This window comes from Microvirga flavescens (assembly GCF_003290125.1).
Lineage (GTDB): Bacteria > Pseudomonadota > Alphaproteobacteria > Rhizobiales > Beijerinckiaceae > Microvirga > Microvirga flavescens.
Genome location: NZ_QMKH01000009.1, coordinates 43,242 through 65,916 on the forward strand (window position 1 = coordinate 43,242; position 22,675 = coordinate 65,916).

General features: G+C 63.0%; 24 protein-coding genes and 1 pseudogene. 16 read left to right on the plus strand and 9 right to left on the minus strand.

Annotated elements, in window-relative coordinates:
- Positions 1-27 precede the first annotated feature (27 nt).
- Positions 28-774 carry a competence/damage-inducible protein A gene (locus DQW91_RS15245; protein ID WP_112664506.1) on the minus strand — a complete coding sequence of 249 codons (747 nt, stop codon included), beginning with the start codon at positions 772-774 and terminating at the stop codon, positions 28-30.
- A 122-nt stretch (positions 775-896) separates the two neighbouring features.
- Between DQW91_RS15245 and sfsA the strand changes: the two genes are divergently transcribed.
- Positions 897-1,616: a DNA/RNA nuclease SfsA gene (gene sfsA, locus DQW91_RS15250; RefSeq protein WP_112664507.1), complete on the plus strand. Its 720-nt coding sequence runs from the start codon at positions 897-899 to the stop codon at positions 1,614-1,616.
- On the opposite strand, the gene DQW91_RS15255 is transcribed toward sfsA, so the two are convergent.
- On the minus strand, positions 1,603-2,436 hold the full coding sequence (locus DQW91_RS15255) for an FkbM family methyltransferase (RefSeq protein ID WP_112664549.1): 834 nt from the start codon (positions 2,434-2,436) through the stop codon (positions 1,603-1,605). The two genes, sfsA and DQW91_RS15255, sit on opposite strands and share 14 nt — an antisense overlap.
- A 143-nt stretch (positions 2,437-2,579) precedes the next feature.
- Here DQW91_RS15255 and map point away from each other — a divergent pair, with 143 nt between their 5' ends.
- Both map and radC read left to right on the plus strand, forming a co-directional pair.
- A complete protein-coding gene (map, locus tag DQW91_RS15260; RefSeq protein WP_112664508.1) occupies positions 2,580-3,404 on the plus strand; it encodes a type I methionyl aminopeptidase in 825 nt (274 codons plus the stop codon).
- A complete protein-coding gene (gene radC / locus DQW91_RS15265) occupies positions 3,401-4,090 on the plus strand; it encodes a RadC family protein (RefSeq protein WP_112664509.1) in 690 nt (229 codons plus the stop codon). Before map ends, radC begins: the two co-directional genes overlap by 4 nt.
- Before the next feature lie 484 nt (positions 4,091-4,574).
- On the opposite strand, the gene DQW91_RS15275 is transcribed toward radC, so the two are convergent.
- Both DQW91_RS15275 and DQW91_RS15280 read right to left on the minus strand, forming a co-directional pair.
- Positions 4,575-5,174 carry an exopolysaccharide biosynthesis protein gene (locus tag DQW91_RS15275; protein WP_112664511.1) on the minus strand — a complete coding sequence of 200 codons (600 nt, stop codon included), beginning with the start codon at positions 5,172-5,174 and terminating at the stop codon, positions 4,575-4,577.
- Positions 5,175-5,273: 99 nt separating this feature from the next.
- Entirely contained in the window at positions 5,274-5,543 is a 270-nt protein-coding gene (locus DQW91_RS15280; RefSeq protein ID WP_112664512.1) for an usg protein, read from the minus strand.
- A 227-nt stretch (positions 5,544-5,770) separates the two neighbouring features.
- On the opposite strand from DQW91_RS15280, the gene DQW91_RS15285 reads away from it, so the two are divergent.
- Positions 5,771-6,619 (plus strand): methionyl-tRNA formyltransferase, encoded by an 849-nt coding sequence (locus tag DQW91_RS15285; protein ID WP_112664513.1) that lies wholly within the window; start codon positions 5,771-5,773, stop codon positions 6,617-6,619.
- A 9-nt stretch (positions 6,620-6,628) separates the two neighbouring features.
- Here the strand turns inward: DQW91_RS15285 and DQW91_RS15290 are convergent, their stop codons facing one another.
- Positions 6,629-7,150, minus strand: coding sequence for a flavin reductase family protein (locus DQW91_RS15290; protein ID WP_112664514.1), 522 nt, complete (start codon positions 7,148-7,150; stop codon positions 6,629-6,631).
- Between the two features lie 268 nt (positions 7,151-7,418).
- Here DQW91_RS15290 and DQW91_RS15295 point away from each other — a divergent pair, with 268 nt between their 5' ends.
- The 7 genes and pseudogenes from DQW91_RS15295 (at position 7,419) to DQW91_RS15325 (ending at position 13,449) form a co-directional block, all read left to right on the plus strand.
- Complete coding sequence (locus DQW91_RS15295) at positions 7,419-8,339, plus strand: branched-chain amino acid ABC transporter permease (protein WP_112664515.1); 921 nt, start codon at positions 7,419-7,421, stop codon at positions 8,337-8,339.
- Positions 8,340-8,353: 14 nt separating this feature from the next.
- Complete coding sequence (gene livM / locus DQW91_RS15300; RefSeq protein ID WP_112664516.1) at positions 8,354-9,769, plus strand: high-affinity branched-chain amino acid ABC transporter permease LivM; 1,416 nt, start codon at positions 8,354-8,356, stop codon at positions 9,767-9,769.
- Positions 9,769-10,584 (plus strand): annotated as a pseudogene (locus tag DQW91_RS15305) (ABC transporter ATP-binding protein); the annotation flags it as partial. The gene livM and the pseudogene DQW91_RS15305, both read left to right, overlap by 1 nt.
- Positions 10,585-10,607: 23 nt before the next feature.
- Complete coding sequence (locus DQW91_RS15310) at positions 10,608-11,369, plus strand: ABC transporter ATP-binding protein (RefSeq protein WP_198411883.1); 762 nt, start codon at positions 10,608-10,610, stop codon at positions 11,367-11,369.
- Complete coding sequence (locus DQW91_RS15315) at positions 11,369-11,731, plus strand: DUF6867 family protein (RefSeq protein ID WP_112664518.1); 363 nt, start codon at positions 11,369-11,371, stop codon at positions 11,729-11,731. Before DQW91_RS15310 ends, DQW91_RS15315 begins: the two co-directional genes overlap by 1 nt.
- A 124-nt stretch (positions 11,732-11,855) precedes the next feature.
- A complete protein-coding gene (locus DQW91_RS15320) occupies positions 11,856-12,983 on the plus strand; it encodes a branched-chain amino acid ABC transporter substrate-binding protein (protein WP_198411884.1) in 1,128 nt (375 codons plus the stop codon).
- Between the two features lie 76 nt (positions 12,984-13,059).
- The gene (locus DQW91_RS15325) at positions 13,060-13,449 is read left to right on the plus strand and encodes an ACT domain-containing protein (RefSeq protein ID WP_112664519.1); all 390 of its coding nucleotides are present in this window, start codon (positions 13,060-13,062) and stop codon (positions 13,447-13,449) included.
- A gap of 15 nt (positions 13,450-13,464) precedes the next feature.
- Here the strand turns inward: DQW91_RS15325 and DQW91_RS15330 are convergent, their stop codons facing one another.
- Complete coding sequence (locus DQW91_RS15330; RefSeq protein ID WP_112664520.1) at positions 13,465-13,932, minus strand: DUF1203 domain-containing protein; 468 nt, start codon at positions 13,930-13,932, stop codon at positions 13,465-13,467.
- Positions 13,933-14,002: 70 nt separating this feature from the next.
- Positions 14,003-14,761, minus strand: coding sequence for a cytochrome c biogenesis CcdA family protein (locus DQW91_RS15335; RefSeq protein ID WP_112664521.1), 759 nt, complete (start codon positions 14,759-14,761; stop codon positions 14,003-14,005).
- A 165-nt stretch (positions 14,762-14,926) separates the two neighbouring features.
- Here DQW91_RS15335 and DQW91_RS15340 point away from each other — a divergent pair, with 165 nt between their 5' ends.
- Entirely contained in the window at positions 14,927-15,937 is a 1,011-nt protein-coding gene (locus DQW91_RS15340) for a P1 family peptidase (protein ID WP_112664522.1), read from the plus strand.
- Positions 15,938-16,032: 95 nt separating this feature from the next.
- Here the strand turns inward: DQW91_RS15340 and DQW91_RS15345 are convergent, their stop codons facing one another.
- Both DQW91_RS15345 and DQW91_RS15350 read right to left on the minus strand, forming a co-directional pair.
- Positions 16,033-17,157, minus strand: a complete 1,125-nt coding sequence (locus DQW91_RS15345; RefSeq protein ID WP_112664523.1) for a hypothetical protein — start codon at positions 17,155-17,157, stop codon at positions 16,033-16,035.
- A 127-nt stretch (positions 17,158-17,284) separates the two neighbouring features.
- Positions 17,285-18,526, minus strand: coding sequence for an NAD(P)/FAD-dependent oxidoreductase (locus tag DQW91_RS15350; RefSeq protein ID WP_112664552.1), 1,242 nt, complete (start codon positions 18,524-18,526; stop codon positions 17,285-17,287).
- Between the two features lie 182 nt (positions 18,527-18,708).
- Here DQW91_RS15350 and rpe point away from each other — a divergent pair, with 182 nt between their 5' ends.
- The 4 genes from rpe to DQW91_RS15370 all read left to right on the plus strand — a co-directional run bounded on the left by rpe (position 18,709) and on the right by DQW91_RS15370 (position 22,645).
- Positions 18,709-19,380 (plus strand): ribulose-phosphate 3-epimerase, encoded by a 672-nt coding sequence (rpe, locus tag DQW91_RS15355; RefSeq protein WP_112664524.1) that lies wholly within the window; start codon positions 18,709-18,711, stop codon positions 19,378-19,380.
- A 41-nt stretch (positions 19,381-19,421) separates the two neighbouring features.
- On the plus strand, positions 19,422-20,729 hold the full coding sequence (gene purB / locus DQW91_RS15360; RefSeq protein ID WP_112664525.1) for an adenylosuccinate lyase: 1,308 nt from the start codon (positions 19,422-19,424) through the stop codon (positions 20,727-20,729).
- An 82-nt stretch (positions 20,730-20,811) separates the two neighbouring features.
- Positions 20,812-22,062, plus strand: coding sequence for a cyclopropane fatty acid synthase (locus tag DQW91_RS15365; protein WP_281024044.1), 1,251 nt, complete (start codon positions 20,812-20,814; stop codon positions 22,060-22,062).
- A 31-nt stretch (positions 22,063-22,093) separates the two neighbouring features.
- Positions 22,094-22,645: an RBBP9/YdeN family alpha/beta hydrolase gene (locus DQW91_RS15370; protein ID WP_112664526.1), complete on the plus strand. Its 552-nt coding sequence runs from the start codon at positions 22,094-22,096 to the stop codon at positions 22,643-22,645.
- Positions 22,646-22,675: the final 30 nt, after the last annotated feature.

Below are 22,675 nucleotides of genomic sequence, written 5' to 3' on the forward strand. Positions count from 1 at the left end.
GTTTTGCTCGCCAAAGAGACAGGAGGTTTAAAGAGGAACGCGGTCGGATTTCAGGCTTTCCACCAGAGCGCGCACGGCCTTTGCCACCCTTGAGACGGCCTCGGCATCCTTGGCCCGGATCACGATCTGGTTGTTGAAGCCGGTGGAGGTAAAGGAGGGGTAGGAGCCGATGGAAACCTCGGCATGTTCTGCCGCGATCCGCGCCAGCCCGTCGCCGTAAGCGCCCTCCCCGAGCGATCCGGCGTCGACGGTTTCGACCACCATGCGCGCGCCTGTCTGGAGTGTCGGCGCGACGAGATCGAGCATCGCCTGCATGATGGAGGGAACGCCGGCCATCACGATCACATTGCCGATCCTGAAACCGGGCGCTTTCGAAATCGGGTTCTCGATCAGGTCCGCCCCGTGGGGAATGCGCGCCATGCGAAGGCGCGCGGCGGTCAGCTCATGTTCCTGATAACGCTCGCGCAACAGCGCCACCGCGCGCGGGTCGTGGTCGATGGCAACGCCGAAGGCCTTGGCGATGCTGTCGGCGGTGATGTCGTCGTGGGTCGGGCCGATGCCGCCCGTGGTGAAGAGGTAGGTGTATCGCTGGCGAAGAGCATTGACCGCGGCGGCGATCTCGTCCTCCATATCGGGGACGATCCGCACCTCGGAAAGGTCGATCCCGATGGCGGTCAGATAATCGGCGATGTAGCCGATATTCTTGTCCTTGGTCCGCCCGGAAAGAATCTCATCACCGATGACGAGAAGAGCGGCTGTGACGGAAGCGGTCATGCGCAACGATCCTTTTCAAGGCGTTTAACGCCGGAACGGCGAGACCTCAAGCAAGCCTTCGGTTGAAGGCGAGGCTTCTCCCCTGTTACGAAGCCTATTCATCGCTACGAGCCTCCATTCCCATGCGCTTTTCCGAACCTCTGATCGAAGGCCGCCTCGTCCAGCGCTACAAGCGCTTTCTGGCCGACATCGACCTTTCCTCCGGCGAGCGGATCACGGCTCATTGCGCCAATCCCGGCGCGATGCTCGGGCTCAATGCGCCGGGAAGCCGGGTGCTTCTGTCGCGGGCGACGAACCCGGCCCGGAAGCTCAAGTACAACTGGGAACTGGTGGAGGTCGCAGCGGGCGGCGGGCCAGATCAATGGATCGGCATCAACACGTCCCGCCCCAACGCCCTCGTCGCGGAGGCGCTACGGGAAAAGCGCCTCGCCCCGTTTTCCCGCTACGACCGCGTGAGGCCGGAAGTGAAATACGGCCGCGCCAGCCGTGTCGATTTTCTGCTGGAGAAGGACGGCGAACCGCCCTGCTATCTCGAGGTGAAGAACTGCCACCTCATGCGCCAGCCGCGCTTTGCCGAATTTCCCGACTGCGTGGCGGCGAGGAGCGCGAAACACCTCTACGAACTTACCGACATGGTTGCCGCCGGAGCGAGGGCCGCCCTCGTCTATGTGATCCAGATGGACGCCGACCGGTTCGACGTCGCGCGGGATATCGACCCTGCCTATGACAAAGCGTTTCGTCACGCCCTCGCGGCTGGCGTCGAATCTTACGCCTACGCCTGCCGGATCACGCCGGATGAAGTCGTGATCGACCGCCCGGTGGAGATCGTCACGCCGCCTTGACGCGTTCGAAAACCAGGTTCATCCGGGTTTGCAGGATGAGCTTGTAGCCCCGCTGCTCCAGACGCTTTTGAAGGTCGATCTGCCACTGTCCCCGCCCGTTTTCCATGAGGAGAAGCGACGGCAGGAGTTCCGCCGGCGCATCGCGCAGGAACGGATCGAGGATCAAGTCCTCCGCCCCTTCCACGTCGAGCTTGACCGCATCGACGTGCGAAAAGCCCTCTTGCCGGATCAGGTCCAAAAGCGGGATTGCGGGAACCCTGATCGCCTCGGACTGGTTGGGCCCCACGATCTTCACGCTCGACTCGCCCTTGTTGTTCGGGTCGAGGAACAGGGTCAGCTCGCCCGCCTTGTCGGCGATGGCGCAGGCAATCGCCTTCACGGTGCCGAAGGGGTTCTGGCTGATGTTGTAGGTGAGGCGGTCGAAGATATCCGGCTGCGGCTCGATGGCCACGATCTTCGCCTTGTTGCCGGCCCGTGCGGCGACAAACAGCGTATAGCCGCCGACATTCGCGCCGATATCCACGAAGGTGAAACCTTCCTTGATCCGCGATTCGAGAACCGCCCGCTCCTGCGGATCGAAGAACTGCGGCGTGAACAGGATCTTCTTCTCGCAGACATTGCGATAGGGGTAGATTCTCATCTTGGCCCCGAGCGCCTCCACATCGAGGGGCTGGCCCTTCAGCAATCTGATCGCGACATTGCGGAGCAGGAAGGAAAAGCGCCGGGCCGGCCATTCGCTCGACATGGCGCGGGTGCGCGCCAGGAGCCATTGGACGAGACCGGACGGGGCATAGGCCCCATAGGGGCGGGAATCGGACATTTTCAAAAGAAGCCAGGACGCAAAATTTGAGGATTGAGAGTTGCTCTTGGCATTCTCGCGCCATAATCGCAAGCGAGCCAGGGTCGCTCCTTGCTTGCGTCACACGCAACAATGCTTACATTCCGGGACAAACAGGATCCCCCATGACCGAACTCGAAACCGCCGGGCGCACCCGCTTACCCCAGATTCCCCTCCACGGCCCCGAGGCCTTCGAGGGCATGCGGCGGGCCGGACGTTTGGCCGCAGAGGGGCTCGATCTGCTGGTGGACCACGTTCGCCCGGGCGTTTCGACGGACTTTCTCGACAAGTTGATCTTCGAGTTCGCGATGGATAACGGGGCCTACCCGGCCTGCCTTTATTACCGCGGCTACAACAAGACCATCTGCACCTCGATCAACCATGTGGTCTGCCACGGCATTCCCAACGACAAGCCGCTGCGCGAGGGCGATATCGTCAATATCGACGTGACGCTGATCCTCGACGGCTGGCATGGGGATTCGAGCCGCATGTACTATGTCGGCGAGGTTCCCCGCCGCGCCCAGCGCCTGTGCGAGATCACCTACGAGTGCCTGATGCGCGGCATCGCCGTCATCAAGCCGGGCGCGACGACGAACGATATCGGCGCGGCGATCCAATCCTATGCAGAAGCCGAACGCTGCTCCGTGGTGCGCGATTTCTGCGGTCACGGCCTCGGCCGCGTGTTCCACGACGCGCCGACGATCCTGCACTATGTCGAACCCTCTTATAACGTGGAGCTGAAGGCCGGCATGTTCTTCACGGTCGAGCCCATGATCAATCTTGGCCGTCCGCAGGTGAAGGTTCTCTCTGACGGCTGGACCGCCGTGACCCGCGACCGCTCGCTGTCCGCGCAATTCGAGCACACGGTCGGCGTGACGGAAACCGGAGTCGAGATCTTCACCCTCTCGCCCAAGGGCTATGACCAACCGCCCTACACGCCTTCCGCATGAGCGATCAGGACGACACGCCGCATTATCACGGCCATCGGGACCGGCTGCGCGCCCGCTTCAATGAGGCGGGCGGCGACGCGCTGCCCGACTACGAGCTTCTGGAACTCGTTCTCTTCCGCTCTATCCCCCGCCGGGACGTGAAGCCAATCGCGAAAGACCTCCTGAAGCGCTTCGGCAGCTTCGCGGAAGTGCTTGCAGCTCCGCCCGCCCGGCTGCTCGAAGTCGGCGGCATAGGGGAGAGCATCGTCACGGACCTGAAGGTCGTTGAGGCCGCCGCGCGCCGCCTCGCCAAGGGCGAGGTGTCCAAGCGCCCCGTCCTGTCCTCATGGACCTCCGTGCTCGATTATTGCCGCACGGCCATGGCCTTCATGGACAAGGAGCAGTTCCGCCTGCTCTTCCTCGACAAGCGCAACGCCCTCATCGCCGACGAGGTGCAGCAATCGGGTACCGTGGACCACACGCCGGTCTATCCGCGCGAGGTGGTGAAGCGGGCGCTGGAACTCTCGGCCTCGGCCCTGATCCTCGTGCACAATCATCCCTCTGGCGATCCCACGCCCTCCACCGCCGACATCACCATGACGCGGGACATCATCGAGGTCGCCAAGCCCCTCGGCATCGCCGTGCACGACCACATCATCGTCGGCCGCGAGGGGCATTCGAGCCTGAAGGGCTTGCGGTTGATTTGAGCTTCAGCAGAACGATGTTGCAACAAACACTGGTTGCAAACTACGTTCTACGCATGAACCCAAAGCGATTTATAAGAAGGATCGTCGGTCCGATTGCATTGCTCGCGGTGATGGCTGGCGCCGCCATGGCCGCGGACCTACCGGCGAAGCGTGCACAGCCCTTCCCGGATGAGATCAGGTTCGGACCACCCTGCACGGTATTCGATGACATATCGGGTTGTACTACGGTCAGAAACCTTTCATCCCTCGTTCGCATGTCGTTTAACGAGAATACGCATTTAATTCTTTTCGTGTACCCAGGCATGTACGGCCCGACCACAGATCACCATGTAAGCGACACAGTGATGTGCTTGTGCGATGGTATAGAGCGGCGAGAGTATCTGTTTGCCAACCCACAGATCAGAAGGAACACTCCTTGGTCGGCGTCACCTTGAGCCACCTTCATGGCCAGCCCGCACGACGGTCAAGGCCAAGTTTCACAAGCTTAAAACACGCTCTCCAGCCCTGACAGGATCGCATAAACGAAGCCGAGGCTGAGGGTCAGGCCGAACAGGCCGATGACGAGCCCGCCCATCACCACGACGCCATCCCGTTCCACGAGCCCGAGGCCGACGAGGCAGACGGCAAGGCCCAAGGGGATCTGCCCGATGAAGGGCGGCGCGAAGAGAAGGCCGAGGGCCATCACCAGCAGGATCACGCCCATGAGGCGCATCGCCAAGGGCGTATCTTCAAGGAAGGTGAGCCGGGGGCGGCTGAAGCGTTCCAGCTTCTGGAAAATCGGCAAGGCCCGCGCCACGGCGCGCTCCACGTCGGCCCGGGCAATGGAGCGGTTGAGAAGAGTCTGCGGCAGCCACGGCGTGGGCCGGCCAAAGATGATCTGAAGCGCCACCAGCGCCAGAAGCAGGCCGCAGATCAGCGGGATCGGCGGCGGCATGGGCAGGCAGTTCGGCAAGCCGAGCAGCACGACGAGCAGCGCGAAGGCGCGATCCCGCAACACCGCCACGATATCCGAAACGCTCACGCGTTCGGTCGGCTGAGCCGCAAGCTCGGCCAAAATCTCGGAAGTGCGCGCGTTTGGGAACAAGGAGCCTTGGGGATCTGATATCGCTCGGAGAGCCTTGTCTATCCGAGATGCGGACGCGGGCCAAGTTGAACTTCACCACGTTGAACTTCACCCTGCCCGTCAATGCAGGGTCAGCTCCCCCTCTATGGCTCTGAATTCGGTCGGCCCTATCAAACGAGCGTGGGCGACAGTCACGGAGTGCAGCGGCCCTTCAAGCTCCCTCTTCCAGAACCTGAGAAAGTCCCGGAGCACCGGGAAACGCGGAGCGAGATCGTACTCCTGCCAGATATAGGTCTGCAGCAATCCGGGATGATCCGGCATGCGGTAGAGGATCTTGGCCGTGGTCAGGCCATAGCCTTCGAGTTGGCGGATAAAGTCTTGCGACACCATGCCTTTTTCTCCGGCAAAGCAAGCTTGATCGACAAGGATTCAACCGTCGCGCTTTTGACCGGTTCCGGGCTCGCGAGGGACTTTGCGTCGCGGTAAGGCTTGCTCCGCCTTTCAACACCTTTGGGGACAGCTCTCCCGAAGGGACACTTTATCCGAACCCTCCCCTCTCCTATTGATATCCAAACCGGACAACGTCCGGCTCGCCGCGCCGTGGATCGGGGAGACTCATGCGCTTCGCCTTCGCCGGAATCGATTTCCTCGGCGACGTTTTCCTGACGTTGCTCGACAGGGGCTGGCAGCCGCTGAAGCTGTTCAGCCGACCTTGCGACGCTGTCTACGACTTCAACGACGTAACCATCTCAAAGGCACATTCCCTGAACGTGCCGGTCCAGATGTCGCGAATCCTGCCCTCCGATCTCGCGCAGTTGCGGGAACAGGGCTGCGAGGCGCTGATCGTCGCGGGCTATCCCTGGCTCATCACGGGCTGGGAGGGGCATATCCCCTATGCGGTCAATTTCCACCCCTCTCCCCTGCCGCAGGGCCGAGGCCCCTATCCGCTCTTTCGGGCGGTGCTCGACAGCCTTCCGGAATGGGGCATGACCGTTCACGCACTCGCGCCCTCCTTCGACACGGGCCCGATCCTGACTCAGGACCTGTTTCCCCTCACGAAGGGCGAAACCCACGACACGCTTCTGGCCAAGTGCCAGATGGCGGGAAAGCGAATGGCGCATGCACTCGCTGAGGACCTCCCGAACCTGTGGGCGCAGGCGAAACCTCAGGGGGCGGGCAGCTACTGGCCCCGGATCACCCAAAAGGACCGGACCCTCGATTGGACGCGGGGCGTGGAGGACGTGCTGCGGCGGGTAAACGCCTTCGGCTCCATCGAAAGCGTGGCCGAGATCCAGTCGAGGCTTCTCCATGTCTGGAGCGCCGACGGCTGGACGGAACATCACGAATACCGGCCCGGAACCCTTGCCCACCGACACAGGAACCATCTCGTCGTCGCAGCGAGCGACGGTTTCGTTCAACTGACCGGATGGAGTTCGAAAGCCAAGGCGGCCAGAGCAAGGGACTAGCGTGCCCGGTCAGAGACGGTGGTAGGCTCGCCCCTGATAGATCAGCGGCGCGCGCCGGTCTCCCAGAGCGACAGCGAGGATCTCGCCGATGATGACGTGGTGGGTCGCCACGCGCCTCGCCTCGGAAATACGGCAGTCGAAAGCGACGAGGCCAGTGGTGAGACGAGGCAGACCAGCCTCGGATCTGTCCCAAATGCCGACAGAAAAGCGATCCGGGCCTATCAATCCCTTGCGCCCGGCAAAGGTGTCGGCAACCGCCACGTCGTCGGCGCTCAGGGTGTTGACGCAGAACACACCGTTCTGGAGCAGGGACTTGACCGAACGCCCTGACGAATTGACGCACACCAGAAGCGAGGCGGGCGTATCCGTGACGGGGGTGACGGCGGTCGCCGTGAAACCAGCCCGCCCGGCGGGGCCATCCGTCGTGACCACGTGGACGGCCGCAGCGACCCGGCTCATGCCTTCCCGGAAGAGCATGGGGTCGAGTTCGGAACGGGCTGCGGAATCGAGAGGAGGCGCTTTCAGGATCATGATCTGTGATCGCGTCTCCCACCCTTTTCAAGGGAGCGCAAGAGCATACGAGAGATATGGTTTCCCTGAGGGCACTTTAAAAGCGCATCGACTCCGCCAGAAAACAATATTGTTAAGTTTTCACCCCCTCCTTTAGGCGTCATTGCCGGTCCAGAACGCGCTTGATAGAGACGCTGCTCCGAAATGTTGGGCTTGGCCTCGGTCTTGCATCGTGCTTTGCTGCAACATTCCCAACAAAGACCCCATCCAGAGGGGGCAAGGGCAGGACATGGATATCTTTTTGCAGCAGCTCATCAATGGGCTGACGCTGGGGTCGATCTACGGCCTCATTGCCATCGGCTACACGATGGTTTTCGGCATCATCGGCATGGTCAACTTCGCCCACGGCGACGTTTTCATGCTCTCCGCGTTCATCGCGCTGATTTTCTTTCTCATCCTCACGACCTGGCTCGGCATATCCTCGATCGTGCTGGCGCTTTTGATCGTGCTGGTGCTTTCGATGATCCTCACCTCGCTGTGGGGCTGGGCCATCGAGCGGATCGCCTATCGGCCCCTGCGCGGCTCGTTCCGCCTCGCGCCGCTGATCTCGGCCATCGGCGTGTCCATCTTCCTGTCGAATTTTGTGCAGGTTGCCCAAGGCGCGCGCAACAAGCCGACCGCTCCGATGGTGCGGGACGTGATCGTCCTCTATCAGAGCGAGGCCGGCTATACGGTGGCTTTGTCCTACAAGCAGATCATCATCATGCTGACCACCGCGGTGCTGCTGACGATCTTCTGGTACCTCGTGCAGAAGACCTCCCTCGGGCGCGCCCAGCGCGCCTGTGAGCAGGACCGCAAGATGGCCTCGCTGCTCGGCATCGACGTGGACAAGACGATCTCGCTCACCTTCGTGATCGGCGCGGCGCTCGCCTCGGTCGCGGGCACCATGTACCTGCTCTATTACGGCGTGGTGAGCTTCGCCGACGGCTTCGTGCCCGGCGTGAAGGCCTTCACGGCGGCCGTGCTCGGTGGCATCGGCTCCCTGCCGGGAGCGGTGCTCGGCGGCCTCATCATCGGCCTCATCGAGACCTTCTGGTCCGCTTACTTCTCGATCGAGTACAAGGACGTGGCCGCGTTCTCGATCCTCGCAATCGTCCTGATCTTCATGCCCTCCGGTATTCTCGGACGGCCGGAAGTCGAAAAAGTCTAAGGGGCCGCACCATCATGAACGCTCCTTCCATCACCACCACATCCAGCCAGGACACGGCGGTCCCGAGCCGCTTCAACCTCGGCGCGGCGCTGAAAGACAGCGCAATCACGGCCCTCATCACCCTCGGCCTATCGATCCCGATCCTGTCCTACAAGACGGAGCAGAACGGCTCCGACCTCTTCCTGCGGTCGCGCTGGGAACTCGTCGCCGTCATCTGCGTCGGGGTCTTCGTACTGCGCCTGCTCATGCACGCCTTCCTGGCGACGCGGGCAGCGCGACAGGCGGTGCCCGGGCCTCATCAGGCGACCGAGCCGGTGCATGCGGAACCGAGTGCGTTCCAGCATGTGTCCAAATTCGCGATCCCGATGTTTCTCGGCGTCGCCCTCGCCTTCCCGGCGATCATCTACCTGATCCAGGGCAGCCTGAACGAATCCCGCTACTGGGTCGATCTCGGCATTCTCATCCTCACCTATGTGATGCTGGGCTGGGGCCTGAACATCGTGGTCGGCCTCGCGGGCCTGCTCGATCTCGGCTACGTGGCGTTCTACGCGGTCGGCGCTTACTCCTACGCGCTGCTCTCGACCACATTCGGCCTGTCGTTCTGGATCTGCCTGCCGCTCGCCGGCATCCTCGCCTCCTTCTGGGGCATGATCCTCGGCTTCCCGGTGCTGCGCCTGCGCGGCGACTATCTCGCCATCGTGACCCTCGCCTTCGGCGAGATCATCCGCCTTGTTCTCATCAACTGGGTCGATCTCACCAACGGCGGCGCGGGTATCTCCTCGATCCCGCGCGTGACCTTCTTCGGTGTTCCCTTCACTTCGGGTGACGACGGGTTCGCCGCGCTGTTCGGGTTCGACTTCAACAATATGCACCGGATCATCTTCCTCTATTACCTGATCCTGGTGCTGGCGCTCGTCACCAACTTCGTGACCATGCGCCTGCGCAAGCTGCCGGTCGGCCGCGCCTGGGAGGCGCTGCGCGAGGACGAGATCGCCTGCCGTTCGCTCGGCATCAACACCACCAACACCAAGCTGACGGCCTTCGCCATCGGCGCGATGTTCGGCGGTTTCGCGGGTTCGTTCTTCGCGGTTCGCCAGGGCTTCGTCTCACCGGAAAGCTTCAACTTCCTCGAATCGGCGATCATCCTCGCCATCGTGGTGTTGGGCGGCATGGGCTCGCAGATCGGTGTGGCCATTGCGGCCATCGTGCTGGTCGCCGGCCCCGAGATGCTGCGCAACCTGACCTTCCTGAAAGCCGTGTTCGGCGAGAGCTTCGACCCGAACGAATACCGTCTCCTGCTCTTCGGCGCGGGCATGGTCGCCATGATGGTGTGGCGTCCGCGCGGCCTGATCTCAGAGCGTGAACCCTCCGTTGTGTTGAAAGAGCGAAAGGCCATCTCAGGCTCGCTCGTGAAGGAAGGACACGGCTAATGCGCTGGCAGCAAGATCCCGTCCTCGACGTCCAGCATCTCACGATGCGCTTCGGCGGCCTCGTCGCCATCAACGACCTGTCGTTCAAGGCTGGACGCGGCGACATCACCGCCCTCATCGGCCCCAACGGCGCCGGCAAGACCACCGTGTTCAACTGCATCACTGGCTTCTACAAGCCGACAGAAGGCATGGTGGCCCTCAAGAAGACCGACGGAACGCAGTTCTTTCTGGAGCGGTTGCCCGGCCATCACATCAACTGGAAGGGCAAGGTCGCCCGCACCTTCCAGAACATCCGCATGTTCTCGGGCATGACCGTGCTCGAGAACCTTCTCGTCGCGCAGCACAACTCGCTGATGATCGCCTCGGGCTTCACCTTCCTCGGCGTTCTCGGCGTCGGCGGCTATCGCGCGGCGGAGAAAAAGGCCATCGAACGGGCGAAGTATTGGCTCGAGAAGACGCGCCTGATCGACCGCGCCGACGATCCGGCGGGCGATCTGCCTTATGGCGACCAGCGCCGTCTCGAGATCGCACGCGCCATGTGCACCGATCCGGTGCTGTTGTGCCTCGACGAGCCGGCGGCGGGCCTCAACCCGCGCGAGTCGCTCGAACTCAACGAGCTCCTGCTCTCGATCCGCAAGGATCACGGCACGTCGATCCTGCTCATCGAGCACGACATGTCGGTGGTCATGCAGATCTCCGACCACGTCGTGGTGCTCGATTACGGCACCAAGATCTCGGACGGCACGCCCTCCGAGGTCAGGAACGATCCGCGCGTCATCGCCGCCTATCTCGGCGTGGATGACGAAGAGGTCGCAAAGGTCGAAGCGGAGATCGGCGCATGAGCATGGCTGAACAGAACATCGGCGTGAAAGCCGCTCGCGAGCCCCTGCTCAGCGTGCGCGGCGTCAAAACCTACTATGGCAACATCATCGCCCTCAAAGGCGTCGACATCGACGTGAACGAGGGCGAGATCGTCACCCTGATCGGGGCCAACGGGGCGGGCAAGTCCACCCTGATGATGACGATCTTCGGCAATCCGCGCGCCAGGGAGGGCACGATCCGCTTCGCGGGGCAGGACATCACCAAGATGCCGACCCACGAGATCGCGCGCCTGTCCATCGCGCAGTCGCCTGAAGGACGCCGCATCTTCGCGCGCATGACGGTTTTCGAGAACCTGCAGATGGGCGCGTCCATCAACGGCATGGCCCACTTCAACGAGGATCTGGAGCGGGTCTGCACCCTCTTCCCGCGCCTGAAGGAGCGCCTGCAACAGCGCGGAGGCACCCTCTCCGGCGGCGAACAGCAAATGCTCGCCATCGCCCGCGCCCTCATGAGCCGCCCGAAGCTGCTCCTGCTCGACGAACCGTCGCTGGGCCTCGCGCCCCTCATCGTCAAGCAGATCTTCGACATCATCAAGGAGCTGAACAAGAAGGACGGCATGACGGTCTTCCTTGTGGAGCAGAACGCCTACCACGCGCTCAGGCTCGCCCATCGCGGCTACGTGATGGTGACCGGCAACATCACCATGAGCGGCACCGGCAAGGAATTGCTGGAGAACCCGCAAGTCCGCGCCGCCTATCTCGAGGGAGGGCATCACTGATGCAGGGCATCCTCTACGAAGAACAGTCGATCTGGCTCTTCCTCTTCATCACCGTCATCCTCGGCGGCTCCGCCGCATGGATGACCGGGCGCGCCATCGCACTGACCTGGCGTCCGCGCTGGCAGTCGATTGTCTACCTGCTCATCCTGGGCGCCGCTGTGCGCTTCATTCACTTCGCCCTCTTCCAGGGAACGCTCCTGTCCCCCCACTACTACGCGGTCGACACCATCGTTCTCATCATCATTGGGTCGCTAAGCTTCCAGCAGACCAGGGCCCGCCAGATGACCACCCAGTACCGCTGGCTCTATGAGCGGGCGGGACCGTTCTCATGGCGGGAAAAAGTGTCTCATCCCAACGGCTAAGTTCAAGAATTCCGGCGTGACTTCCGCTCAAAAAGAGTCATGATGTCACCCGGACGGCGGGTCGAGGACCCAGCTGAACCGGTCCCAATCAAGGACCTGATAAAAACCCCAGAGGAGTTACCTCATGAAGAAAATGCTGTTGACCAGCGTCGCGCTCGGTCTTGGCCTCGCCTTCTCGGGCGCGGCCAACGCGCAGATCAAGATCGGCGTCGCCGGCCCCATCACGGGACCGAACGCCGCTTTCGGCGCGCAGCTGAAGAATGGCGTCGAGCAGGCCGTTGAGGACATCAACGCCGCCGGCGGCATCAACGGACAGAAGCTTCAGGTCGTCGTCGGCGACGACGTGTCCGATCCCAAGCAGGGCGTTTCGGTGGCGAACAAGTTCGCGGCTGAAGGCGTCAAGTTCGTCGTCGGTCACTTCAACTCCGGCGTCTCGATCCCGGCCTCGCAGGTCTATGAGGAAGCCGGTATCGTCCAGGTCACCCCGGCCTCGACGAACCCGACCTTCACCGAGCGCAAGATGTGGAACACCTTCCGCACCTGCGGCCGCGACGACCAGCAGGGCGCTGTCGCGGGCGGCTACCTCGCCGACAAGTTCAAGGGCAAGAAGGTCGCCGTCGTCCACGACAAGACCCCCTACGGAAAGGGCCTTGCCGACGAGACCCTGAAGGCGATGAACGCCAAGGGCCTCAAGGAAGTGGTCTATGAAGGCATCAACCCGGGTGAAAAGGACTACTCCGCTCTCGTCTCGAAGCTGAAGCAGGCGGGCGTGGACGTGGTCTACTACGGCGGCCTCCACACGGAAGCCGGCCTCATCATCCGCCAGATGCGCGATCAGGGCCTCAACGCCCCGATGATGTCGGGCGACGGCATCGTGTCGGCCGAGTTCGTCTCGATCGCCGGCCCGGGCGCCGAAGGCACGCTGATGACCTTCTCGCCGGATCCGCGCAAGAACCCGAACGCCAAGGACGTCGTGGCCAAGTTCAAGGCTAAGAACTACGACCCCGAGGCCTACACGCTCTACAGCTACGCTGCAGCGCAGATCCTCGCCGAGGCCGCCAAGCAGGCCGGCTCGCTCGACGGCAAGAAGGTCGCCGAGGTCATGCATTCCGGCAAGCCGTTCAAGACCGTCATCGGTGACATCTCCTACGACAAGAAGGGCGACATCACCCGTCCAGACTACATCATGTACGTCTGGAAGAAGGGCGCCGACGGCAAGATCGACTACTCGGGCAACGAGCTCGGCATGTAATCGGTCGGCTTAAAGCATTCTGATCGAGCCCGCCCTGGGCGACCGGGGCGGGCTTTTTACTTGCGAAGGATGAAAGATGCCGAACCTGACATTGTCCCTGCTTTCGGACAGCTTCGCTGTCTGTCGCTTTGCGGCGGGGACGCAGGTTCCGCCTCCCCCACCTACCAGCTTCGGTCTTGTAGTTCACGCGGCTGAGGAAACCACCCTCGTCTGCACCGAGAGCGAAGCTCCGGCAAAGGCCCATATCGTCGACGCGGGCTGGCGCTGCCTGAGGATCGAGCAGAGCTTCGATTTCAGTGTCCCCGGCATTCTGGCATCAGTTCTGCAGCCGCTGGCGGACGCCAAGGTCGGTATCTTCGCCACTTCGACCTTCAGCACGGATTACGTGCTCGTGAAAGCGCTGGATACGGAGCGTGCCGTCGCCGCGCTGGTGAAAGCCGGGCATGAGGTCAAGCGCCCCCTGTAAACCTGAACGTCTTGATCAATCCCGCATGAAGCGCGCCCCGAAGCATCCGCGTTTCGCGAAATGCGCGTCCACATGGGAAACGGCGGGATCGGCAAAAAACCGCGCGATCAGGCGCTCTACCTCCCCGTTCTCTCCAACCTCGGCATCCACGATGAAGGCGGCCGCATCGTAGGCGCGCAGCGAAACCAGCCTGTTGCGCAGGATGGGCGGCAGCTCATCACGATATGCGCCAGCCTCAGTGGCTCGGCTTACGAAAATCGGGCCGCTGGCGCGATAGGGCGAGGTCGGCGTGGGCTGGTGCGTGTGGTTGACGAGAAGAAGCTCCGAACCGAGATCGACCCGCGTCAGCGAAATCCGGCAGGGATAGGCATCAACCTCGTCTGCGAAAACGCGCCGCGCGCCCGCAGCGGCTAGCTCGCCATCGGAAAGGGTGAAGAGCGGCTCGAAGCTTTCGGGGTTAAGCCCGCGTGCTTGAAAGGACATAAACGGTCTCCTGGTAGACCGTCACTCTTGCAAAAAGCATCGCTCCGAACGACCCGATTTCTGCTCCGGCTCAGCCCAGCCGCCCAAGCACCGGAAACGTCTCCAGAAGCCAAAAAGACATCTGCGTGATCCAACCGGCAAGATGATTGTCGAAGAAGTAGAAGCTCGGAATGAAGGAAAGGCCTGTTATGATCAGGAGCACGCCCATCGTTCTCTCGATCACGATGAAGCGGGAATGCATGCGCTTGAGAAAACGCGTGAAGGGTTTCATGGCGAAAGCCGCCAGCAGGAACGGAATGCCAAGGCCCGCCGAATAGGCGGCGAGAAGGACGGCGCCATGCGCGACGCTCGCCTCCGATCCCGCCACGGCGAGGATCGCCGCCAGCACCGGCCCGATGCAGGGCGTCCACCCGAAGGCGAAGGCAAGACCCATCACATAAGCACCCCACAGCCCGATCGGCTTGTCGATATGCAGGCGCGCCTCGCGATAGAGGAAATGAACGCGGAACACGCCGACGAAATGCAGGCCCATCACGATGATGGCAAAGCCCGCAATGGCGCTCAGAACGTCGAGATATTGCCGGACAACCTGTCCGAGAGCAGAAGCCGTCGCGCCCAAGAGCACGAAGACGGTCGCGAAACCCGCCACGAAAAGCAGCGCCGCCCCGATGGCGCGGCGGCGCACGGCCTTGTCGTCCCCGTCGTGCAATTCATCGAACGTGGTGCCCGCCAGGAAGGACAGGTAGGGCGGCACCAGCGGCAGGACGCAGGGGCTTAAGAAGCTGATGAAGCCGCCTAGCATGGCGGCGGGAAGCGAGACGTTGAGCATGAGGCCTTCTAATGCCTTCCGTCCACCGGCGAAAGGCGGCAGCACGGCTGTTCTCGCGCTTGTGAAGGGGCCACGTGGCGATGGCGCTCCGGTGGATCACGAACCTATCTATACACGCTTGCCGCCTTGGGGCAGCCTGAAGCTTCGCAGAGTGGACTTTTTCTCATGCTCGGTCCTCGGAACCTCATTACGGACGTGGAAGGCATCCGGGTCGGCAACGCCCATGACGCCGCCCTCGCCTCCGGCGTCACGGTTGCCCTGTTCGACAGCTTTGCCGTCACCTCCTGCGCCATCCACGGCGGCGCGCCGGGGACGCGGGAGACGGACCTCCTTGAACCGGACAAGATGGTCCCCGGCATCAACGGCATCGTCCTCTCCGGCGGCTCGGCCTTCGGGCTCGATGCGGCGAGCGGCGTCCAGGCGGCGTTACGGGAAAAAGGCGTCGGCTTCGCCGTCAGGGATGTCCGCGTACCGCTGGTCTCGCAGGCGGTGATTTTCGACTTGCTCAATGGCGGCAATAAGGATTGGGGCCGCTATCCGCCCTATCGCGAGCTGGGGTACGAGGCCGTGCAGAAGATGGGGCTCGACTTCCCCCTCGGCACCGTCGGCGGTGGCTACGGCGCGACAACCGCGAACCTGAAAGGCGGCCTCGGCTCCGCCAGCGCCGTCACCTCGACTGGACACACGGTCGGCGCACTGGTGATCGTCAACTCAATCGCCTCCGCCGTCATCGGCGACGGCCCGCATTTCTGGGCCGGCGGGTTCGAGGAGAACGGCGAGTTCGGCGGTCTCGGTCTGCCGCAAAAGATCGAGCCGGAAAAGCGCAAGTTAATCTGGAAAGGCGGCCCGCAGCCGGCGACCACCATCGCACTCGTTGCCACCGACGCGGTGCTGACGAAGGGCCTGGCCAAGCGCCTCGCCATCGCCGCCCACGGAGGACTCGCACGGGGCCTGCGCTTCGCTCATGCCCTCTTCGACGGCGACACGGTCTTCGCCGCTTCCACGGGACGCAGGCCGTTGAAGGACGAGCCCACCGAGTTCACCGAAATGACCGCCATCGCCACCGACTGCCTGACCCGCGCCATCGCGCGCGGAGTCTATGAGGCGACGGCGCTGCCCTATCCGGACGCGCAGCCGGCTTGGCGGGATCACTTCAGCAAAGAGTGGCAGGATTAGAGCATGATCAGAACAAGTGGAAACCGGTTGTTCGCCCGGATCATGCGATCTCAAGAAGAATAAGACTTTGATCGTTTCAATTAAACGATCAAAGTCTAGAGCGGGAGTGCCGCAGCCTGCCTTGCGGTGGAGCTGTATTCTGGATCGTTCCCGAGCCGCGATAAGAAGTTCGCGATGCGAGCTTCCAATCTGCTTTGTGTGTTTCCAAGCGCCCAGTCGAGGGTGGCTTGAACGTTCTCAGTCGAGGCAAGGAGCGCTGCGGCCAGGCGTGGAGAGGTGGCCGCAATCAGTCTTCCCCAGTGCTGAGCCTCACCGGCATCAATGGCAAAGCGGGTCCGCACCAAATCCATGAGCCGGTTCTCAGCCGGCCGGATCATGAGCAACGAGCTCTCGCAGCCGAACAGATCCTGGGCGGCGCCGCGCATCGGGATCAGATAAGCGACAGAAGGCCCGTGCTCTTCCGTGGCCGGGAGAAAAATGGGACCGCGCAACTGATTGAACAAGCCGGCCGTAATCTGTTCGAGGCTCTCGCTCAAATGGCGTTGAGCCTCTTCATTCGTAAAGGTGACCCGATCACCGGCGCCCACCGTTAGCTGAGAAAGCCGGGTCTCCATGGCTCGATTGCAAGCCAAAAGGCGGCCGTTCCGGGTGAGCACCGCAGCGGGAACATCCATGAACTCGAGAGCAGAAACCGCCGATCGGGCCTGCCGCGTTGCGAGATTCGTAAACAGGAAGGAGGCGCGCGCGAGGTGCGCCCGGAGGAGATTGAGATTCGCCCTCATGTCCCGCTCCAAAGGCCCCTGATCGTAGCGACGCTCGAAGCGCATGCAAACAAGGCCGTTGCCAGGGATCTGCATGATGGCACCAGCGGACCACCCGCCGCCACGCGGACGGTGAAAATCCCGATACATGGGAATTGAATCAACTTCGCCGGGTGCAAAAAGATCGGTCTCGTCGAAGAACCGAAGGCGCTTGCGCTGAAGGCCGCGCTTGATCCAGGTGTTTTGCAAATGCCAGCCATCGGCATACCAATCAGCCAGAATGGGCTGATAGTAATCCGTAGCGACCCAGGATCGTTCGCCTCTTCCGCTGACGGCGGCAACAAAGCCCCCCTCGGCTCCTGCAAGGGCGGAAATCCGATTGAGAACCTCGAACCATCGCTCAGGAATGACTGCAGCTTCGTAGATGTCGCTTATCAGCGACCGGGTGCCCCCCAGCATCCGCTCCCCCTGTAACGTTGGGGCAGATCATAAATGCTCCACCTCGTCATTCAAGCAATTCCCCCTCTAATCGGATAGGCTCGCTATCTTGTGAGGGGTTGCTCTAAATGTGCCTGCGGGCAAGCGCTTAGAACCGGTCCACCCGATACGGCGTCGGGTCCACCACCGTCTCACCGCCCGTGATCATCTCGGCCAGCAGGCGGCCCGTGATCGGGCCGAGGGTCAGGCCGTGATGGGCGTGGCCGAAGCCGAACCAGAGGTCCTTATGCTTCGGGGCCGGGCCGATGATCGGCATCATGTCCGGCGTGCAGGGGCGCATGCCCATCCACGGCTCGGCGTCGAGCCGCTCGCCGAGCGGGAACAGGCTGCGCGCGATGGGCTCGGCCCGCCGGAGCTGCACGGGCGTCTTCGGCGCATCGCGCAGGGCGAATTCCGCGCCCGTGGTGAGGCGGATGCCCTTGACCATCGGGGCGAGGAAGTAGCCACGCTCGAAATCGAGCGTCGGGTGGTTGAGGATGGCGTTGCCTTCCGGCTTGTAATGCATGTGGTAGCCGCGCTTCACGGCAAGCGGCAGATGATAGCCGAGGCGCTTGGTGACCACGTCGGCCCAGGGGCCGAGGGCCACGACCGCCGCGCCGGCCTCGACAGGGCCGTTCTCGGTCTGAACACGCCAGCCGGTGGCGGTCTGCTCGAGGGTCTTGGCATCGCCGCCCGCAAGCTTGCCGCCGAGCTTTTCGAACAGGGTGACGTAGGACATGGTCAGGCCGTGCGGATCGATGACCGAGGCCGGGTCCGTCCAGTGCAGGCCGCCGACGAGCGGGGCGGTGAGGTGCGGCTCAAGCTCGCTGACGCCCGCGCTGTTCAGGGCCGCGAAGTTCACGCCGAAATCGCGTTTCACCTGCTCCGCGTCCTTGACCTGCGTTTCCATCGCCTTTTCGGAGCGGAACACCTTGATCCAGCCCTTGTGGCGGATGAGGTCCGTCGAGCCCGCCTCCGTGGCGAGGGCCATATGCTCGGTCACGCAACGCTCGATCAGGGGCGCGTAGAGGCGCGCAATCGCCTTATGATGCGAGGGGCGGGAGTGCATCCAGTACTGGAACAGGAAGGGCGCGATGTGCGGCAAAGCCGCCAGGTGATAGTGCGCGTCGATGGTGTTGTTGAGCGCATAGCGCAGAAGCGCGCCGAAATCGTGCGGGAAGCCGTAAGGATAGACGCCCTCGCGCTGGATGAGGCCCGCATTGCCGAAGGAGGTTTCCTCGGCGGGCCGCCGCCGGTCCACCAGGAGCACGGAGCGCCCCTTTTTCTGAAGGTGCAAAGCGATCGACACGCCGACAATACCGGCGCCAAGAACGACTACATCCGTACGCATGAAGCCCATTTCCCCATTTGGCGTCTCTCGTCGCCGAGAGCGTGAGGTTCGTTTCCCGCCCTCACGATTGCTACGTTCATAATCCGCCGCCTTCCCCCCGTCCATGCCTTTCCCGCAGATCATGGCTGTGGCGACGCTGCGACCTGTTGCAGTCAAGGGCGCGGGCATGCTACCGCCCCGTCATGACCCGTCCCCTGCTCATTGCCCCCTCGATCCTTTCCGCTGATTTCGCGAAGCTCGGCGAGGAAGTCCGTGCCGTCGACGCCGCCGGCGGCGACTGGATCCACATCGACGTGATGGACGGGCATTTCGTGCCCAACATCACCCTTGGCCCCGACATCGTGAAGGCGATCCGCCCGCACTCGGCCAAGGTGTTCGATGTGCACCTGATGATCGCGCCGACGGACCCATATCTGGAGGCCTTCGCCAAGGCAGGCGCTGACATCATCAGCATCCACGCGGAGGCGGTACCCCATATCCACCGCTCGCTCCAGACCATCCGCCATCTCGGCAAGAAGGCGGGCATCGTGCTCAACCCAGGCACGTCCGAGCACGCCATCGAGCCGGTGCTCGACATGGTGGACCTGATCCTGTGCATGACGGTCAATCCCGGCTTCGGCGGGCAGGCCTTCATCGGCTCCGTCTGCGAGAAGATCCGCCGCATCAAGAAAATGGTCGGCAATCGGAACATCGACATCGAGGTCGATGGCGGCGTGACGCCCGAGACCGCGCCTCTCGTGGCCGAGGCCGGCGCGAACGTGCTGGTCGCCGGTTCCGCCGCCTTCAAGGGCGGCCCCTCGGCCTACGCCCCGAACATCGCCGCCATCCGCGCGGCCGCCGAAAAGGCCCGCTGACCCTTTCCCTCTTCTCCTCCAACCGCACGAGGCACCAGACCATGATCCCCCGCTACAGCCGCCCCGACATGGTTGCGATCTGGTCGCCCGAGACCAAGTTCCGCATCTGGTTTGAGATCGAAGCGCACGCCACCACGGCCCTCGCCGATCTCGGCGTGGTGCCAAAAGAGGCCGCCGACCTCGTCTGGGAGAAAGGCTCCAAGGCGACCTTCGACGTGGAGCGCATCGACACCATCGAGCGCGAGGTGAAGCACGACGTCATCGCCTTCCTGACGCATCTTTCCGAGATCGTCGGGCCCGAAGCCCGCTTCGTGCACCAGGGCATGACCTCCTCCGACGTGCTCGACACCTGCTTCAACGTGCAGCTCGTGCGCGCCACGGACATTCTGCTCAAGGACATCGAAGGGCTTCTCGCCGCCATCAAGCGCCGCGCCTTCGAGCACAAGATGACGCCGACCATCGGCCGTTCGCACGGCATTCATGCGGAGCCGGTGACCTTCGGCCTCAAGCTCGCCCAGGCTTATGCGGAATTCGAGCGCTGCAAGCTGCGCCTCATCGAAGCCCGCCGCGAGGTCGCCACCTGCGCCATTTCCGGCGCGGTCGGCACCTTCGCCAATATCGACCCGCGCGTGGAGGAATACGTTGCGGAGAAGATGGGGCTCGAGGCCGAGCCGGTCTCAACCCAGGTCATCCCCCGCGACCGCCACGCCATGTATTTCGCGACGCTCGGCGTCGTCGCCTCGTCCATCGAGCGCCTGGCCATCGAAGTGCGCCACCTGCAGCGCAGCGAGGTTCTGGAAGCGGAGGAGTTCTTCTCTGCCGGCCAGAAGGGTTCCTCCGCCATGCCGCACAAGCGCAACCCCGTGCTGACGGAAAACCTCACCGGCCTTGCCCGCATGGTGCGCGCCTATGCCCTGCCGGCGATGGAGAACGTGGCGCTCTGGCACGAGCGGGACATTTCCCACTCCTCCGTTGAGCGCATGATCGGCCCCGACGCCACCGTGACCCTGGACTTTGCCCTGGCGCGGCTAACCAACGTCATCGACAAGCTCGTGGTCTATCCCGAGAACATGCAGAAGAACCTGGACCGCCTCGGGGGTCTCGTTCACTCCCAGCGCGTCCTGTTGGCGCTGACGCAGAAGGGCGTCTCCCGCGAGGACGCCTATCGGCTCGTCCAGCGCAACGCCATGCCGGTCTGGCGCGGCGAAGGCGACTTCCTCACCCTTCTGAAGAACGACAAGGACGTCACCACCGCCCTGACGCCCGCCGAAATCGAGAACTGTTTCGACCTCGGCTATCACTTCAAGCACGTCGATACGATCTTCAAGCGTGTCTTCGGCGCAGGCTAGGTCTGCATCGGAGGACTGGAAATCCGGCCCCCCTCGCACAACAATCATACCCGTAAGAGGTATGGCGTGAGGGGGAAGCACAGTGCTGTCGGAAAATCTGATCGTTGCGGCCTTGAGCCGCGCTGTCAAACATGGCTCGCTGGAAATGACGACCTCCAGAGGTCAGCGTTACGCCTTCGGTGACGAGGGCTTGCCGAAGGTCGCCATCCGCTTCACGGACGCCACCGCCCAGCTCGCCCTGTGCCTGCATCCCGAGTTGAAGCTTGGCGAGCTTTACATGGACGGGCGCCTCGTCATCGAGCGCGGCGACATCTTCGATCTTCTGCAGCTTCTCTTGCAGGACACCCACGGAGAGCTGGACGACCTGCCGCTCCATCGCCTGCGCAAGATCCGCACCTGGCTGCAACTGCGCCATGAGAACGACGCCCATCGCTCGAAACGGAACGTGGCGCACCACTATGACCTCGACAGCCGCCTCTACGCCCTGTTTCTCGACGCGGATCGGCAATATTCCTGCGCCTATTTCGACACGCCGGATACCTCGCTGGAAGAGGCACAACTCGCCAAGAAGCGCCATATCGCGGCAAAGCTCCTCGTGGAGCCCGGCCAGAAAGTTCTCGATATCGGTTCGGGTTGGGGCGGCCTTGGTCTTTATCTCACGCGCATCGCCGGAGCGGGCTCGCTCAAGGGCGTGACCCTATCGGAAGAACAGCTCGGCGTTTCCCGCAAGCGGGCGGCGGAAGCTGGTGTCGCGGACCGCATCCACTTCGAGTTGGAAGACTATCGCGCGACCACGGGTTCCTTCGATCGCATCGTCTCCGTCGGCATGTTCGAGCATGTGGGTGTGCCGTCCTACGACGCCTATTTCCAGACCTGCCGCCGCCTCCTGAAGGAGGATGGGGTGATGTTGCTGCACACCATCGGCCGCACGGGGGAGCCCTTCCCCACCAATCCCTGGATCGAACGCTACATCTTCCCCGGCGGGCATCTGCCGACGCTCTCCGAGCTGATGCCGGCCATCGAGCGATCCGGCCTCGTCGTGACAGATGTGGAGGTGCTGCGGCTTCACTACGCCTATACGCTGAAAGCCTGGCGCGAACGCTGCCACGCCCACCGGGAAGAGATCGTGCGCCTCTATGACGAGCGGTTCTTCCGGATGTGGGATTGCTACCTCGCCATGTCGGAATCCGCCTTCCGGTTCCAGGATTCCGTAGTGTTCCAGCTCCAGCTCACCCGCCGCAACGACGTGGTGCCGCTGACCCGCGACTACATCGCCGAGCGGGAAGATCTGTTGAAGCGGGCGGAGGAGCGGGCGTCGAAGTCGGCGGCTTGAAACGCTGGAAAAAGCGTTTACGTGCTGAGGTATGAAAACCTCCGACTGCGATATCCTCATCATCCCCGGCTATTCCAATTCCGGTCCCGATCACTGGCAGAGCCGGTGGGAGCGCCAGCTCTCCACCGCCCGCCGCATCGAGCAGGACGATTGGGATGCTCCCGACAGGCAGGCCTGGATCGAGCGGATCGCGCGCGAGGTGAAGAAGGCGAAGCGGCCTGTCGTTCTGGTGGCGCACAGCCTCGGAACGCTCGCCGTCGCCCACGCGGCTCCGCTTCTTGCCGGTACGAACGTCAAGGGCGCTTTCCTCGTCGGCATGCCGGATGCGGAGCATCCCGACTTTCCCTCGGCCGCCGACCGCGCCTTCGCACCCGTGCCGCGCGATCCCCTGCCCTTCCCGTCAGTGCTCATTGCCTCCCGCAACGATCCCTATTGCAGTTACGCCACCGCTGAGGATCACGCCTATGCCTGGGGATCGGCGCTGATCGACGCGGGCGAATCCGGGCACCTCAACACGGAGAGCGGGCATGGCCCCTGGCCTGAAGGGTTGATGCGCTTCGCGGGGTTTCTCAAACGTCTCTGAAACGTGAACGGCTGGAGGCTGATCGTGTTT

Bases quoted from the DNA above. Each gene is read 5' to 3' on its own strand.
- DQW91_RS15290 (WP_112664514.1), bottom strand. From the start codon at position 7,150: ATGATCCTGAAAGCGCCTCCTCTCGATTCCGCAGCCCGTTCCGAACTC.
- DQW91_RS15335 (WP_112664521.1), bottom strand. From the start codon at position 14,761: ATGCTCAACGTCTCGCTTCCCGCCGCCATGCTAGGCGGCTTCATCAGC.
- DQW91_RS15330 (WP_112664520.1), bottom strand. From the start codon at position 13,932: ATGTCCTTTCAAGCACGCGGGCTTAACCCCGAAAGCTTCGAGCCGCTC.
- DQW91_RS15345 (WP_112664523.1), bottom strand. From the start codon at position 17,157: ATGCTGGGGGGCACCCGGTCGCTGATAAGCGACATCTACGAAGCTGCA.
- map (WP_112664508.1), top strand. From the start codon at position 2,580: ATGACCGAACTCGAAACCGCCGGGCGCACCCGCTTACCCCAGATTCCC.
- DQW91_RS15315 (WP_112664518.1), top strand. From the start codon at position 11,369: ATGCAGGGCATCCTCTACGAAGAACAGTCGATCTGGCTCTTCCTCTTC.
- DQW91_RS15370 (WP_112664526.1), top strand. From the start codon at position 22,094: ATGAAAACCTCCGACTGCGATATCCTCATCATCCCCGGCTATTCCAAT.
- DQW91_RS15280 (WP_112664512.1), bottom strand. From the start codon at position 5,543: ATGGTGTCGCAAGACTTTATCCGCCAACTCGAAGGCTATGGCCTGACC.
- DQW91_RS15255 (WP_112664549.1), bottom strand. From the start codon at position 2,436: ATGTCCGATTCCCGCCCCTATGGGGCCTATGCCCCGTCCGGTCTCGTC.
- livM (WP_112664516.1), top strand. From the start codon at position 8,354: ATGAACGCTCCTTCCATCACCACCACATCCAGCCAGGACACGGCGGTC.
- DQW91_RS15295 (WP_112664515.1), top strand. From the start codon at position 7,419: ATGGATATCTTTTTGCAGCAGCTCATCAATGGGCTGACGCTGGGGTCG.
- DQW91_RS15310 (WP_198411883.1), top strand. From the start codon at position 10,608: ATGAGCATGGCTGAACAGAACATCGGCGTGAAAGCCGCTCGCGAGCCC.
- rpe (WP_112664524.1), top strand. From the start codon at position 18,709: ATGACCCGTCCCCTGCTCATTGCCCCCTCGATCCTTTCCGCTGATTTC.
- radC (WP_112664509.1), top strand. From the start codon at position 3,401: ATGAGCGATCAGGACGACACGCCGCATTATCACGGCCATCGGGACCGG.
- DQW91_RS15285 (WP_112664513.1), top strand. From the start codon at position 5,771: ATGCGCTTCGCCTTCGCCGGAATCGATTTCCTCGGCGACGTTTTCCTG.
- purB (WP_112664525.1), top strand. From the start codon at position 19,422: ATGATCCCCCGCTACAGCCGCCCCGACATGGTTGCGATCTGGTCGCCC.
- DQW91_RS15245 (WP_112664506.1), bottom strand. From the start codon at position 774: ATGACCGCTTCCGTCACAGCCGCTCTTCTCGTCATCGGTGATGAGATT.
- DQW91_RS15350 (WP_112664552.1), bottom strand. From the start codon at position 18,526: ATGCGTACGGATGTAGTCGTTCTTGGCGCCGGTATTGTCGGCGTGTCG.
- sfsA (WP_112664507.1), top strand. From the start codon at position 897: ATGCGCTTTTCCGAACCTCTGATCGAAGGCCGCCTCGTCCAGCGCTAC.
- DQW91_RS15340 (WP_112664522.1), top strand. From the start codon at position 14,927: ATGCTCGGTCCTCGGAACCTCATTACGGACGTGGAAGGCATCCGGGTC.
- DQW91_RS15320 (WP_198411884.1), top strand. From the start codon at position 11,856: ATGAAGAAAATGCTGTTGACCAGCGTCGCGCTCGGTCTTGGCCTCGCC.
- DQW91_RS15325 (WP_112664519.1), top strand. From the start codon at position 13,060: ATGCCGAACCTGACATTGTCCCTGCTTTCGGACAGCTTCGCTGTCTGT.